Below are 12,871 nucleotides of genomic sequence, written 5' to 3'. Positions count from 1 at the left end.
ACGAGGAAGAGAATGGGAACGACACTGGCGGTCGCCAGGCGTGAGTTCAGGAGTTTCTTCAACTCGCCTGTCGCCTACATCGTCATCGGCGTGTTCCTGGTCGTGGCGGGATGGCTGTATTTCAGCACCGTCTTCGTCGCCGGGCAGGCCTCGCTGCGGGCGTTCTTCGGCATCGCCCCCGTGCTGTTCGTCGTCTTCGCGCCGGCCGTGACGATGCGTCTGGTGGCCGAGGAGCGCAAGAGCGGTACGCTGGAACTGCTCTTCAGCATGCCCCTGCGCGACTGGGAATTGGTGGCGGGCAAGTTCCTCGCGGCGCTGGGGATGGTCGCGGTCGGCCTGCTGTGGACGCTGCCCTATCCGCTCACCGTGGCGGGCCTCACCGCCGAGGGCGCCCGGTTCGATTGGGGACCCGTGGTGATGGGCTATCTGGGGCTGCTGCTGATGGCGTCCAGCTTCCTGGCCCTGGGGCTCTGGGCCAGCGCCCTCAGCCGCAACCAGATCGTCGGCTTCATCATCGGGTTGTTGTTGTGCTTCGCCTTCTACTTCATCGACAAGTTCGCGATGGTGTTGCCGGAGTCGATCGGTGAGCTGCTCCAGTACCTCTCGGTCGACTACCACTTCGCGAACATCGCGCGTGGCGTGCTGGATACGCGTGATCTCCTCTTCTACCTGTCGCTCACGGCCGTGGGGCTCGCGCTGACCACGCGCACCCTGGGCAACGTCCGTCAGTGAGGTCGACGATGAAACCCGGTTCCTCCAACGCGAACATCTTCCTGGCGGCGATCATCGGCTGCCTGGTGCTGCTCAACATCCTGGCGCTGCGCACGTTCGGCCGCTTCGATGCCACCCGTGACTCGCTCTACACGCTGTCCAAGGCCTCTCAGGACACGATGGCGGGGCTCGAGGAGCCCGTCACGGTCACGGCCTACTTCACCGACGATCTGCCGCCTCCGTACTCGAGCAACGCGCGCTACGTGCGCGACCTGCTCGAGGAGTTCCGGGCCGCCTCCAAGGGCCGGCTCTCCTTCGAGTTCCTGGACCCGATGACCCAGGAGACGGCCGAGGACAAGGAGACCAAGAAGGAGACGCGGCGCGACATCTTCGGCCGGGTCTTCCGTGAGCCGACCTCCGTGGAGCGCGAGCTGGCTCAAGAAGGTGTCCAGCCCGTGGAGATCCGAGTGGTCGAGGACGATCAGATGCAGACGAAGCGCGCCTACATGGGCATCGTCATCAAGCATCAGGAGAAGAAGGAGGTCATCCCCGTCGTCCAGGACATCCGGACGCTCGAGTACGACCTCACCACGCTGGTGCGCAAGCTGACGCGTCCGAAGACGCCGGTCATCGGTGTGGTGCAGGGGCATGACGCGCCCGCGCTTCACGAGAAGCTCTCGAGCCTGCGGACGCTGCTCGGCCAGATGTACGAGGTCCGCCCGGTGGACCTGTCCGCCAGGGAGCGCGTGGCCGCGGACATCGACGCGCTGCTCGTCATCGGCCCCAAGACGGCATTCCAACCCCAGGAGCTGAAGGCCCTCGACCAGTTCGTGATGGAGGGCAAGAGCGTGGCGTTCTTCCTCGACTCCGTCCAGGTCGACCTGAAGACCTTCGAGCCGAGCGAGGCCACGCACGGGCTCGGGCTCCTGCTGGCGACCTATGGCATCAAGGTCGGGGACCAGCTGGTGGCGGATGTCGAGTCGGCCCAGCTCAACGTCCAGGAGCGTCGCGGTTTCATGGTCGTCTCCATGCCGGTGCCATACCCGTTCATCCCGATGCTCGCGCGGCTCGAGGGCGACAGCCCCGTCACCCAGGGCCTCTCGGGCGTCACCCTGCCGTTCAGCACCGTCGTCACCGCCACCGCGCCCGAGGGCGCCCAGGCCACGGTGCTCGCGAAGTCCTCGCGCAAGAGCTGGTTGGAGAACAAGCCCTACAACATCGATCCCCGGCGCGACTGGCGCTCGGAGACCGTCACGCCGGACGGTCCGCACCCGCTCATGGTCCAGGTGAGTGGCAAGCTGAAGAGCCACTTCGCCTCGGAGGCGCAGACCAGCACCGCCAGCGGTACGCCCATGCTCGCGGAGAGCAAGGGCGAGCCGCGGATCATCGTGGCGGGCGGCTCGGCGGCCCTCTGGGATGACTTCATGGGCCGACCGAACCAGGCCCTGCTCTTGAACGTCGCGGACTGGTTGTTGCTGGATCCCGCGCTCCTGGCCATGCGCACTCGCGGCCTGGCCGAGGTGCCCATCCAGCAGGAGCTGAGCGCCACCACGCGCAACGCCGTCAAGTTCGGCAATGCGTTCGGAATTCCCTTCGCGCTCGCCGCCTTCGGGCTCGTCCGCTGGCGGATGCGGGAGTCGCGTCGGGCCACTGTCACCGTCTGAAGCGGAGCTGAGGAAGAGCCATGAAGAGAGGAACGCTCATCGCCCTTGGCGCGTTCGCAGTGCTGCTCGTGCTCGTGCTCGCCACGCGCGAGCGGCAGGTCAGCGTGGGGGTCCACAAGCTGGAGCTGCCGAAGCTGGACAAGGCCCAGGTCACGGCGCTCGAGCTCACGGGGGCCCGGAATGTCACCCTCCGCAAGGAGGGTGAAGGTTGGATCGTGGCCGACCCGGGCAAGCCGGACGCGAAGTACGCGGCGGACGAGAACCTGGTGACCAGCGCGATCGACGCGCTGCGAGAGGTGCGGAATCCGGACTTCGTCAGCGACCGGGCCGAACGGCTGGCGGAGTACGAGCTGGATGACGCGAAGGGGCTGAAGCTCAAGGTCATCCAGAGCGGCGGTCCAGCCGTGGAGCTGGTGCTCGGCAAGGCTTCCAAGAACGGTGGGGCGTATCTCCGCAAGGCGGGCAGCAACGACGTCTTCGTGCACCAGGGCCGGCTGGATTGGACCGTGCGCAAGGAGCTCAAGGACTGGCGCAAGCGCCGGATCGTGGCGCTCGAAATGGACAAGCTCGCCCAGCTCACCGTTCGTTCCAAGGACGGGGAGAGCGTGACCCTGAAGGCGGGCGCGAACCCGGACGAGTGGAGCCTCGCGGAGGGAACCCAGACGCCCGCGGGCTTCCGGTTCAGCTCGCAGGCGGCCCAGCAGCTCGCGCTGCAGCTGGCGAGCCTGCATGCGCAGGACTTCCTCGAGGGTGATGCCGCGGCGGATTCGGCCACGGGGCTCGGCGAGGCGCACGACAGCGTGGAAGCGCAGCTGAAGGACGGCAAGAAGGTGGTGGTGCACCTGGGCCGTCAGCCCGACACGAAGGATGGCTCGGGCACCGTCGCGGTCCGTGTCGAGGGAGACGCCCAGGTGTACCAGCTCCCCCAGTACGCCGCCGCGCAGCTGCGCAAGCGCCTCGTGGACTTCCGGGACTTGAGCCTCCTGCGGTTCGACCCCCAGAAGGTCACGAAGCTGAAGCTCCAGGCCGGTGGCAAGGAGGTCCTCGTGGTGAAGGAGGGCCAGAGTTGGAAGATCGTCGAGCCGCGGAAGCTCCCGGACGGCTTCGAGCTCGAGCCGTCGCAGGTGGACATGCAGCTCGCCTGGCTGCGGAGCCTGCGCGCGGACCGTCTCGTCGAGGGGCAGGTCTCGGACGGGCAGGCGGGGCTCGCTTCGCCGGCAGCGCTCGTGGAGGTATCCGTGGAGGCTGGGCCTGACCAGACTCTGCGGCTGGGCAAGGAGGCGCCGGGGGTGGCGAACGGCGGAAAGGAGCTGTATGCCCGGAGTACGATCGACGCGCTCACCTACGCCGTGGATGAGGGCGTGCGAGCCCGGCTGGCACAGGGCCTCGAGCTCTTCAAGCGCCGCCCGCAGCCGAGCTTCGCCGGAGCCGGCGGGCAGATGCAGGGGCTCGACTCGCTCCCGCCGGAGGTGAGGAAGCAACTGGAGGCCCAGCTGCGCGCGGCGCAGTGAGACGTTGGGGCTCATGGGGATCCGGCTACAATCGGTCCCCATGAGCCAGGACATCCAGGCGCTCTTGTGGTCCTACGGATATGTCGGAGCCTGCGTGGCCGCGGGGGAGTCGTCCCTGCGCCTGGGCCTGTCACGGGAGCTCGCGCGCAAGATCATCCACGTGAGCGTGGGCTTCTGGATCTTCGGCACGCTGTGGCTCTTCCAGAACCCGGCGCTGGCCGTGGTGCCGTCTCTGACGGCGGCGGTGGCCAACTGGATCATCCATCGCAAGCGCCTGCTGAAGTCCGTGGAGACCGAGCCCGACAACCTGGGCACGGTCTGGTTCGCGTTGGCCTTCTCGGCCCTGGTGTGGCTGGCCTGGGACAAGCCCGTGGCCGCGGCGGGCGGTGTCATGGCCATGACCGTGGGTGATGCCCTGGCCGCGCTGGTGGGCACGCGTCTCGGGCGCCACCCGTACGAGACGCTCGGCGGAGAGCGCAAGAGCCTGGAGGGCTCCCTCGCCATGCTGGCCGGCACCTTCGTGGCCGTGCTGGCCACGCTCACGTGGCTGCCGGGCCTCGCCCCGGACATGCCGAAGGTGCCGCTGGCCGCCCTGTGCGCCGTGGTGGCCACCTGCGCCGAGGCGCTCGGCACCCGGGGACGGGACAACCTCTTCGTGCCGCTGGCCGCGGGCGCCGTCCTCTACCTGGTTCCCCCCTCGCATGCCGCGGGACTGGGCCTGGGCGCGGTGATCGCCGTCTTCATCGGCGTGGTGTCCTGGCTCCGGGGTTCGTTGAGCCCGAGCGGCGTGCTGGGGGCCATTCTGATCGGCACGCCCGTGCTCGGGCTCGCGGGGGCGGTGGGGGCCTCGGCCCTGCTCGCCTTCTTCATCTCCTCCAGCGCGCTCTCCAAGGCCTTCCGGGCCCGCAAGGCCGGCGTGGAGGAGGAGTACGCGAAGACGGGGACGCGCGACCTGGGACAGGCATTGGCCAACGGTGGCGTGGCCGCGCTCGCGGCGGTGCTGCTGGCCGTCACCGGCGACGAGCGCTATGCCCTGGCCATGCTGGGGGCCCTGGTCGCCGCCAACGCGGACACGTGGGCCACCGAGCTGGGTGTCCTCTCCCGCTCGCCCCCCCGGCTGGTCACCACGCTGAGGCAGGTGCCCGCCGGCACGTCCGGTGCCGTGTCGGGTGCAGGGTTGATGGCCTCGACCGCGGGCGCCGCCTTCGTCGCGGTGGTGGCCGCGCTCGCGGGAGCCCGGTGGACGCTCCTCCCGTGGCTCGTGCTGGCCGGGGTGGTGGGCTCGCTGTTCGACAGCTTCCTGGGCGCCACGGTGCAGGACGTGCGCTGGTGCGATGCCTGCGGCCGGGAGACGGAGCGCCGGGTGCATCGCTGCGGTCGGGCGGCCCGGCCCCTCCGGGGCTTCTCCTGGCTGGGCAACGACACGGTCAACGTGCTGGCCACGGCCGCGGGAGCGCTGCTGGCCTTCTGGGCGTAGCGCGCGCGGATGGACCGACCGGGAATCGAACCCGGCACGTCAGGCTTGCAAAGCCCGGCTCCGCCCCAGCGGTCAGCCCGAGAGTGAGTGGAGTCACCGGGAGTCGCACCCGGATCTCCGCCTTGCGATGGCGGCATCTTCCTGTTGGACGATGACCCCGTTGTCCTTGAATGGGGATGAGCAGACTCGAACTGCTGTCTCCCGCTTATCAGGCAGGTGCTCTACCTTTGAGCTACGTCCCCGTGATGAGGGATTGGACGGACGGTGGCGCTCGTTCCTGACGGGACTTCTCGCCTATCCTCCGCCGCATGTCTCAGTCCCAGCAGGTTCGTGTCGCCGTCGTTCAGGCCGCTCCCGTCCTCTTCGATCGCGAGGGGACGCTCGAACGCGTCGCCTCGTGGACCGCCCGTGCCGCCCAGGCGGGCGCTCGCATCGTCCTCTTCCCGGAGGCCTTCATCCCGGCCTATCCCCGGGGCCTGGGCTTCGGCTTCATCGTCGGCAGCAGGACCGAGGCCGGCCGCCGTCTCTGGCAGCGCTACAACGAGCAGTCGGTGGAGATCCCCGGCCCGGCGATCGAGCACCTCGGGAGCATCGCCCGCCAGCACGGTGTCTTCCTCGCCATCGGCGTCATCGAGCGCGATCGCCTGACGCGCGGGACGCTCTACTGCACGCTGCTCTATTTCGGGCCGGACGGCGCGCTGCTCGCCAAGCACCGCAAGCTCAAGCCCACCGGCTCCGAGCGGCTCATCTGGGGCGAGGGTGATGGGAGCACGCTCTCCACGGTCGAAACCCCCTTCGGCCGGCTCGGAGGGCTCATCTGCTGGGAGAACTACATGCCGCTCGCCCGGACGGCCATGTACGCCAAGGGCGTCGACATCTACCTCGCCCCCACCGCCGACAACCGGGACACCTGGCAGGCCACGGTGCGCCACATCGCCAGCGAGGGCCGCTGCTTCGTGCTCGGGTGCAACCAGTTCGTCACCCGCGACATGTACCCGGAGGAGGTCCTGCGCGAGGAGGCCCTGCCCGCCGATGCTCCCCGCATCATGTCCCGCGGTGGCAGCGTCATCGTCTCCCCGTTCGGCGAGGTGCTCGCCGGGCCTCTCTGGGACGAGGAGGGCCTGCTGACCGCGGACCTCGACCTGGGGATGCTCACCCGGGCGCGGCTCGACTTCGACCCGTGCGGCCACTACGCCCGGCCCGATGTCTTCCGGCTGGAGGTGGACGAGCGCGAGCGGCCCGTGGCCGCGTTCCGCATCCAGGGGTGAGCGCGAAAATCGTTCCGCCCTCGATGCGACAAATCCGGGCGGCATCCGTTTTCCCAGTGAAGGGGGAGGTCAGGTGCTCCAAGGCACCTGGCTCCGCTCTGTCACCCAACGTGTCGAAGAGGGGAAAACGCATGTTCAAGATCAGCTTCAACGGGGCCGCCGCGATGCTGGCCGCCACCGTGCTGTCCACCGGCTGCGGCGGAACGATGGACCCGTCCGAGGAGATGTCGTCGCTCGCGACCAGCGAGAGCGCGCTCGGCGGCGTGTACCTCTGGCAGGAGCTCACCGCGTACAGCGGCACCTCCGGCCAGTGCAACGGCGGGGTCAACATCTCGGAGTCCACGCCGCTGGGCTCCTGGACTCGCCGCATCACGCTGGACACGGACAGCCGCTCCGGCGGGTGCTGGCAGAAGTTCTCCATCGTCGACGGCACGGGGGAGGTCTCCGGCCTCCGCGTGTCGATCAACTTCTACGCGCAGAACACGGGTTCCGGGCAGTGCGACAACCCGGGCATCCGCGAGATCCCCAATACGTCCTACCTGTCGTGGAGCTACCCCATGGGTATCGACACCGACGGCAATGACGGCGGTTGCCGGCAGGTGTGGAGCCTCACGGGCCGCGATGACGTCGCCCTGGACGTGAAGTGGGAGGACACCAGCTATAACAGCCAGTGCGACTACCCCGGCACGTACACGGTGACCTCCAGCACCACGGCGTCCTTCGTGATGGACATGGACGACCGCGGCGGCGGCTGTGCCCAGAGCGTCCGGCTCCGGAAGATCGCCTGTGGTGACGGCATCTGTGACAGCAGCAGCGGCAAGGAGTCGTATGCGTCGTGCTCCGCGGATTGCCCCTACATTCCGACGTGTGGCGATGGCATCTGCGAGCTCAATGACTGCTCCCTGGATTGCGAGCCGCCGTGTGGCGATGGCATCTGCGAGCCCGGCGAGACCTGCTCCCTGGATTGCCGGGAGCCCTGCCCGACCGGGCAGCGGTTCTGCCCGGTGGATCCGCTGTAATCCTCCCCGCGCATGACGAAGCCCGGCCTCCTCTCCTGGGGAGAGCCGGGCTTCTTCACGAGGTCCCGCCCGGCTCGTTCCGGCCGGCGCGCAGCAGGTACGTCCAGAAGAGCGCCCCCAGCGCGAGCCCCAGCACGGCCTTCATCCACGAGGAGAAGAAGTCGCCGGGGGACACGAAGCCCTCCACCACGGCGATGAGCGCGAGGAAGGGCGCGCAGCCGAGCACCAGCTTCACCGCCTCGCGCCCGCGCAGCACCAGGGCCTGTCCTCGGGGCAGCTCTCCGGGGTCGATGAGCGCCTGGCCCACCATGAGCCCCGCGCCACCCGCGATGACGATGATGGACAGCTCCACGGGCCCATGCGCGGCGATGAAGTCGAACAGCTTGGGGCCCATGCCCTCGTGCACGCACAGCGCGCCCACCGAGCCGAGGTGCACCCCGTTGTTGATCAGCGTGAACACCGTGCCCAGCCCCAGCAGGATGCCGGAGGCGAAGGTGACGATGATCACCGTGAGGTTGTTGGTGGCGATGCCCGAGGCCACCGCGTTGGGCGGTGCCACGGAGAGGATGCCGTCCGTCCACATCTCCTTCCGGGCGATGAAGTCGCGCAGGTTCTCGGGCACCAGCAGCTCCGCGCCACGCGGCTCCAGCAGCACCACCAGCGCCCCCAGGAGGATGCCCAGCACGAAGAGTCCCGCGCTCGCGGCCACGAAGGCCCCATTGGCGCGCAGGGTGCGCGGGAAGTCCCGACGGAAGAAGGCGAGGGTGGAGGCCAGCCGCTCGCGCGGGGGCTGGTAGATGGCGCCGTAGGCCTGGCCGCAGAGCTGGTTGAGGAAGCGGTGCACGTCCGTGCCCGCGTAGAACGTCTGCGCGTGCGCCAGGTCCGCCGCCGCCCGGCGATAGAGGACATCGAGCGTGCGCAGCTCCTCCAGGCGCAGGGTGCCCGAGCGCTGCCGGGCGAGCAGGTCCTTCAGCGAGTCCCAGTCGGGGCGGCGGCGCGCCACGAAGGCGGGCAGGGGCGTGGCCACGTCAGCGCTCCGCCTGGACGCGCGTCCTCAGGAAGGACTCGGTGGCCTGGGGCGAGGCCAGCACGGTGGCTCGCTCCGTCTCTCCAAGGCCCCCGTAGCGGTCCACCAGCTTCGTCCCCAGCCGCGTCCGGGCCGCCGGTTCAAGCTGGGGCGCTCGCGTCAGGAAGGCGAGGATGAGCTCCACGTCCTCCGGCGCGAGCCGCACGCGGCTGGTGGTGGCGGACACGGCCGGGGCCTCGGCCGCCGGGGTGGTGTACTTGTCCAGGTCGATGCGCTCCTCGCGCACCAGCAGGGTGCCGGCGAGGATGTCCCCGAGCCTCCGGTGCTGGCGCGTCAGCAGCATGCTCAGGCAGCCGGTGGCGTAGAGCCCCGGCAGGAAGTCCACCACGCGCACCAGGTTGCGCACCGCGCTCTCCAGCACGCCCACGGGCGAGCCGTCCACCCGCACCACCCGGATGCCGATGAGGCGCTTGCCCGGCGTCTGCCCGCCCATCAGCACCTCGCACGCCGTCCAGTACAGCCACTGCGTGGCGAATACCCCCACCACCATCAGCGTCCGCGTGAAGCCAGACAGCCCCTCCAGGAAGCCGAGCACGTCGCTCACCAGCAGCGTGAAGGTGAAGTAGGTGATGACCCAGAAGAGGAAGAGCAGGAAGACGTCGATCAGATAGGCGAGGCATCGGTAGCCGATGCCCGCCACGGGCAGCGAGAGGGCCACCCGCTCGGGTGTGGCGACGTCGAGATTCGGAGAGGCGGCGGAATCCATTCACCCGGGAGATTACCCGGAATGCGCTCGGGGGAACGCCTTCCATCACGCGGCTCGGGGAGGCCACCCTCTCGGCAGGGCAGGCACCAGGGCGAGCCCCCTCGCGCGCCGCTCCCTCTTCACGCCCCGCGAAGCATGGTCAAGGTCAAGGGGACAGGGTGGAACCTTCTTCATCCGACGGAGGCGGACATGGCGGACATGGATCGGACGGGCACGGACAAGGGCCAGGAAACGAAGGGCATCGAGCAGCAGGAGCAGCAGGGGATCGACCTGGAGGCCCGGCGCCAGCAGCGGCGGGAGACGCGGCGGAACCAGACGTACAAGGCCTTCCTGGGCAACCTCGCCGTCATCGGCTCGATGAACGAGGAGGAGGCCGAACGCGCCGCGGTCTCGGTGCTGTGCGTGCTGGAACAGCGGCTCTTCGGCGAGGAGGCGGCGCACCTGGAGGCCCAGTTGCCCGGCAAGCTTCAGGATCTCCTGGTGCGGTGCGAGCGGCACCTGGGCAAGCCGGCGAGCAAGTTCGGCAAGGATGGCTTCATCCAGATGGTCTCGGAGGATCTGGGCGTGGAGGCCATCGAGGCCGAGAGGCAGATTCGCGCCGTCTTCAGCGCGGTCCGCGAGCAGGTCTCCGAAGGGGAGATCGAGGACGTCATCGGCCAGCTGCCCGCCGACCTGCGCGAGCTGTGGCAGCGCACCATCTGACCCCGGGCCGCAGTCCCGAATGGCAGAGGGGGCCGGATTGCTCCAGCCCCCTTCACCCGGTCACCTACCGCTCGTGACTCAGGCCTTCACCTTGCCCTGCTTGCCGCTGTCGGTGGCGCCCACCTGGATGCGCTTGGGCTGCACCTCGGGCAGCTTGGGCAGCCGCAGGTTGAGCACGCCGTCCTTCAGCTCGGCGGTGACGTGCTCCCCGTCCACGCCCTCGGGCAGCGTGAACGAGCGGCTGAACGAGCCGTAGCTCCGCTCGTAGGCGTAGAAGCGGTCCGACTCCTCCTGCTGCTCCGTCTCCCGCTTCCCGCCGATGGTGAGCCGATCACCCGTGAGGGTGATGTCCAGATCGCTCTCCTTCACCCCTGGCAGGTCCGCCTTGAAGATGTAGGCGTCCTTCGTCTCCTTCACCTCGAAGGCCGGGACGAAGTTCCACGTCTGCTCGCCACCGCCTCCCACGATGCGGCCCATCCGCTCGAACGGATCGAACCCCATCAATTCCCTCATCTGCTCGAATGGATCGAACCCTCGCGTCCACCGACCTACCGACGATGAGCCGCTTCCTCGACGCACCGGAAGATCCGCCATGACTCATTCCTCCTTCGTGCTCGGGTCGCACCCTCCCTGGAGCGCGGCCCCCACATTCACGGTAGAGCGGAGCGGGGCTCGCACAAGGTGCCCGGCGCGAACGCGCATTGCCCCCGAGGCCAATTGCCCGAGGAGCACGGGAGCGCTCACCACCCAACAGCCGCTCCGCGCTTTGGGTATGCCCGTGCACAGTCAGCGGCAAATTGGCGTGAGCTGGGACTGGACCTGCGATATTCCAATGAGCATTCGTGGGTAGCCCCGGTCTCACGTTGGGTGGACTGGTGGCCAGGTTGGGTAAATCTTTCCAGTAGGCGTCGGAGGTCGTCTAGAGCAGAGCAGAAGCGTCAACTGGTTGGGGAAGCTGCTGACCTGTGGGATGAACACCCTTGCGGATCGACGAGTCCGACCCACATCTGGTGCCGCAAGGTGGGTTCGAGGTCAGGGCTGTTCGTATCAAAAGGCAGTTCGCCATGACGGCTGGGGGGCCCTCGCATGGCATCGAATCAAGCGGATGTGCGCGTTGGATTGTTGGAAGGACCGTGGGCGGCCTGGCAAGGCCTCGCCGATGGACTGCGGGTCGAAGGGCTGAACGTCCTGTGGGTGACCCGCGACGTCCGGACACTCCTGGATGGAATGGGGACGGACCCGCCGCAGGTGGCCATCCTGGACGTGGAGCCCGAGGGGGCCGCCGACATGGGTTGCTCCGCGATGGAGGGGCTCAACGTCCTGCGCGAGGCGCGCAAGCGGCGCCTGGAGGTGAGGATGCTGGTGCTGTCCTCGGCGAACGCCCAGGACTTCATCTCCCAGTGTTTCGATGAGGGGGCCTCGGGCTACCTCTTCCGGCAGAGCCTCACGACGAACGCGGTGTGCACGGCGGTCGGTGCCCTGGTGCGCGGGGAGAAGCTGTTCCCGGTGCAGCTGTTGCGCAACGACTTCGAGCACCCGCCGGTGGCCGCGGCCACGGCCAGCGTGCTGCTCACCCTCACCCAGCGCGAGCGTGAGGTGCTGGCCTACGTGGCCGGCGGCGCGGACAACCTGAAGATCGCCGCGCACCTGCAGATCGCCGAGCGTACGGTGAAGTCGCACGTGACACAGCTGTACCGGAAACTGGGTGCGGAGAACCGGACCCAGCTGGCGCTGCGCGCGTGCCACCTGGGTGTAAGGCCGCCGCCGGACCTGTAGGAGCGCTCCCGGGGGCGGGTCTACCCGCCGTCAGCCCCCGGGTCCCGAGTACGTCAGACCCCCCTGGCAGATCGTGGTGTCAGACACCACTGTCCCGCGCACCGCGGGAGCCGGGAGGAGGAGGGCGATGAACGGGGTTGTCGGGCTGGAGACGCCGCGGAGCGGTCTGGCGTCGCTGGCGCCGAGGAGAGCGGAGTGGGAGCAGGGGCGGGTCTTCTCTCGTGTACGGATCGGTCACGTGCCGTTGGATCTGGGGCGCCCGGGTGAGGTGCTGCAGTCCATCGAGGCCCTGGTGGCGCGTGGCCAGGGTGGGCGCATCCTCACGCCCGATGTGGAGCAGGTGGTGCTGGCGGAGGCCAACGAGGGTCTGCGTCAGGCGCTCGCCACGGCGGATCTCTCGTTGGCGGGGAGCCCGGCGTTGGCGCGGGCGGCCCGGGTGATCGGCCCGCGGGTGCCGGAGTCGCTGGTGGGGGCGGAGTGGTTGTCGCCGCTGGCGAAGCTGGCGCGTGAGCGGGCCTGGCGGGTGCTCGTGGTGGCGGAGCGGCCAGGGGTCGCCGAGTGGACCGCGTGCGGGCTGAGGGACCGGTACGGGCTGCTCGCGGTGGGCGTGGCCGCGCCGGGCGTGCCCGAGGATGGGCGCGGTCCGTGGGTGGACCGGCTGATCGATCGCATCGCCCTCACGCGGCCGCACCTGGTGCTGGTGTCCATGGCGACGCCGAAGCAGGAGCTGTTCTGCCAGTACGCCGGCGCGCGGTTGCAGCCGGCGGTGTTGGTGGGCACCGGGGCGGCGCTGGAGTCGCCCTGGGACGAGGGGCGTCCGGCGCAGCGCTGGCGGGAGCTGGCCGGGCGCGGGTGGCTCGACCGGTGCCGGCGGTGGTTGACGGCTCCGGTGCGGCTGCTGCGCCGGAACCTGTCGTTCCTCCGCATCCTCGCGGGCTCCAGGCGCTGAC

Annotated in this window: 12 protein-coding genes and 3 tRNA genes; 9 read left to right on the top strand and 6 right to left on the bottom strand. The window is 69.1% G+C overall.

Annotated features, from left to right (window positions below):
- The first annotated feature begins 12 nt into the window (after window positions 1-12).
- Genes JRI60_RS31795 through JRI60_RS31780 form a run of 4 tightly spaced genes read left to right on the top strand, consistent with a single transcriptional unit; the run spans window position 13 to window position 5,363 of the window.
- Window positions 13-732 (top strand): ABC transporter permease subunit, encoded by a 720-nt coding sequence (locus JRI60_RS31795; RefSeq protein ID WP_204219693.1) that lies wholly within the window; start codon window positions 13-15, stop codon window positions 730-732.
- Between the two features lie 8 nt (window positions 733-740).
- Window positions 741-2,375 (top strand): GldG family protein, encoded by a 1,635-nt coding sequence (locus tag JRI60_RS31790; RefSeq protein ID WP_204219692.1) that lies wholly within the window; start codon window positions 741-743, stop codon window positions 2,373-2,375.
- Between the two features lie 20 nt (window positions 2,376-2,395).
- A complete protein-coding gene (locus JRI60_RS31785; protein ID WP_204219691.1) occupies window positions 2,396-3,886 on the top strand; it encodes a DUF4340 domain-containing protein in 1,491 nt (496 codons plus the stop codon).
- 40 nt (window positions 3,887-3,926) lie between these two features.
- Window positions 3,927-5,363, top strand: coding sequence for a DUF92 domain-containing protein (locus JRI60_RS31780; RefSeq protein ID WP_204219690.1), 1,437 nt, complete (start codon window positions 3,927-3,929; stop codon window positions 5,361-5,363).
- A 10-nt stretch (window positions 5,364-5,373) separates the two neighbouring features.
- Here JRI60_RS31780 and JRI60_RS31775 read toward each other — a convergent pair.
- The 3 genes from JRI60_RS31775 to JRI60_RS31765 all read right to left on the bottom strand — a co-directional run bounded on the left by JRI60_RS31775 (window position 5,374) and on the right by JRI60_RS31765 (window position 5,605).
- A tRNA-Ala gene (locus tag JRI60_RS31775) sits at window positions 5,374-5,442 on the bottom strand.
- A gap of 9 nt (window positions 5,443-5,451) precedes the next feature.
- Window positions 5,452-5,522 (bottom strand) — tRNA-Ala (locus tag JRI60_RS31770).
- 12 nt (window positions 5,523-5,534) lie between these two features.
- Window positions 5,535-5,605: transfer RNA gene (locus JRI60_RS31765), tRNA-Ile, on the bottom strand.
- A 66-nt stretch (window positions 5,606-5,671) separates the two neighbouring features.
- On the opposite strand from JRI60_RS31765, the gene JRI60_RS31760 reads away from it, so the two are divergent.
- Window positions 5,672-6,631 (top strand): carbon-nitrogen hydrolase family protein, encoded by a 960-nt coding sequence (locus JRI60_RS31760; RefSeq protein ID WP_204219689.1) that lies wholly within the window; start codon window positions 5,672-5,674, stop codon window positions 6,629-6,631.
- 131 nt (window positions 6,632-6,762) lie between these two features.
- Window positions 6,763-7,650 (top strand): hypothetical protein, encoded by an 888-nt coding sequence (locus tag JRI60_RS31755; protein ID WP_204219688.1) that lies wholly within the window; start codon window positions 6,763-6,765, stop codon window positions 7,648-7,650.
- A gap of 55 nt (window positions 7,651-7,705) precedes the next feature.
- On the opposite strand, the gene JRI60_RS31750 is transcribed toward JRI60_RS31755, so the two are convergent.
- Both JRI60_RS31750 and JRI60_RS31745 read right to left on the bottom strand, forming a co-directional pair.
- Window positions 7,706-8,677 carry a stage II sporulation protein M gene (locus tag JRI60_RS31750; protein WP_204219687.1) on the bottom strand — a complete coding sequence of 324 codons (972 nt, stop codon included), beginning with the start codon at window positions 8,675-8,677 and terminating at the stop codon, window positions 7,706-7,708.
- Between the two features lies 1 nt (window position 8,678).
- Window positions 8,679-9,443: an RDD family protein gene (locus JRI60_RS31745; RefSeq protein WP_204219686.1), complete on the bottom strand. Its 765-nt coding sequence runs from the start codon at window positions 9,441-9,443 to the stop codon at window positions 8,679-8,681.
- A gap of 189 nt (window positions 9,444-9,632) precedes the next feature.
- On the opposite strand from JRI60_RS31745, the gene JRI60_RS31740 reads away from it, so the two are divergent.
- Window positions 9,633-10,145, top strand: coding sequence for a DUF2267 domain-containing protein (locus JRI60_RS31740; RefSeq protein WP_204219685.1), 513 nt, complete (start codon window positions 9,633-9,635; stop codon window positions 10,143-10,145).
- 78 nt (window positions 10,146-10,223) lie between these two features.
- On the opposite strand, the gene JRI60_RS31735 is transcribed toward JRI60_RS31740, so the two are convergent.
- Entirely contained in the window at window positions 10,224-10,739 is a 516-nt protein-coding gene (locus JRI60_RS31735) for an Hsp20/alpha crystallin family protein (RefSeq protein ID WP_204219684.1), read from the bottom strand.
- A gap of 492 nt (window positions 10,740-11,231) precedes the next feature.
- Here JRI60_RS31735 and JRI60_RS31730 point away from each other — a divergent pair, with 492 nt between their 5' ends.
- Complete coding sequence (locus tag JRI60_RS31730; RefSeq protein WP_204219683.1) at window positions 11,232-11,921, top strand: response regulator transcription factor; 690 nt, start codon at window positions 11,232-11,234, stop codon at window positions 11,919-11,921.
- 127 nt (window positions 11,922-12,048) lie between these two features.
- Window positions 12,049-12,870, top strand: coding sequence for a WecB/TagA/CpsF family glycosyltransferase (locus JRI60_RS31725; RefSeq protein ID WP_204219682.1), 822 nt, complete (start codon window positions 12,049-12,051; stop codon window positions 12,868-12,870).
- Window position 12,871 lies beyond the last annotated feature (1 nt).

The sequence above is a fragment of the Archangium violaceum genome (assembly GCF_016887565.1).
Taxonomy (GTDB): Bacteria; Myxococcota; Myxococcia; order Myxococcales; family Myxococcaceae; genus Archangium; species Archangium violaceum_B.
The sequence above is the reverse complement of the archived record's forward strand: the minus strand, read 5'-3'. Positions and strand labels throughout refer to the sequence as shown.

Coding starts and splice junctions, on each gene's coding strand:
- JRI60_RS31795 (WP_204219693.1), top strand. CDS start 13: ATGGGAACGACACTGGCGGTCGCCAGGCGTGAGTTCAGGAGTTTCTTC.
- JRI60_RS31755 (WP_204219688.1), top strand. CDS start 6,763: ATGTTCAAGATCAGCTTCAACGGGGCCGCCGCGATGCTGGCCGCCACC.
- JRI60_RS31725 (WP_204219682.1), top strand. CDS start 12,049: ATGAACGGGGTTGTCGGGCTGGAGACGCCGCGGAGCGGTCTGGCGTCG.
- JRI60_RS31780 (WP_204219690.1), top strand. CDS start 3,927: ATGAGCCAGGACATCCAGGCGCTCTTGTGGTCCTACGGATATGTCGGA.
- JRI60_RS31785 (WP_204219691.1), top strand. CDS start 2,396: ATGAAGAGAGGAACGCTCATCGCCCTTGGCGCGTTCGCAGTGCTGCTC.
- JRI60_RS31745 (WP_204219686.1), bottom strand. CDS start 9,443: ATGGATTCCGCCGCCTCTCCGAATCTCGACGTCGCCACACCCGAGCGG.
- JRI60_RS31760 (WP_204219689.1), top strand. CDS start 5,672: ATGTCTCAGTCCCAGCAGGTTCGTGTCGCCGTCGTTCAGGCCGCTCCC.
- JRI60_RS31735 (WP_204219684.1), bottom strand. CDS start 10,739: ATGGCGGATCTTCCGGTGCGTCGAGGAAGCGGCTCATCGTCGGTAGGT.
- JRI60_RS31740 (WP_204219685.1), top strand. CDS start 9,633: ATGGCGGACATGGATCGGACGGGCACGGACAAGGGCCAGGAAACGAAG.
- JRI60_RS31790 (WP_204219692.1), top strand. CDS start 741: ATGAAACCCGGTTCCTCCAACGCGAACATCTTCCTGGCGGCGATCATC.
- JRI60_RS31730 (WP_204219683.1), top strand. CDS start 11,232: ATGGCATCGAATCAAGCGGATGTGCGCGTTGGATTGTTGGAAGGACCG.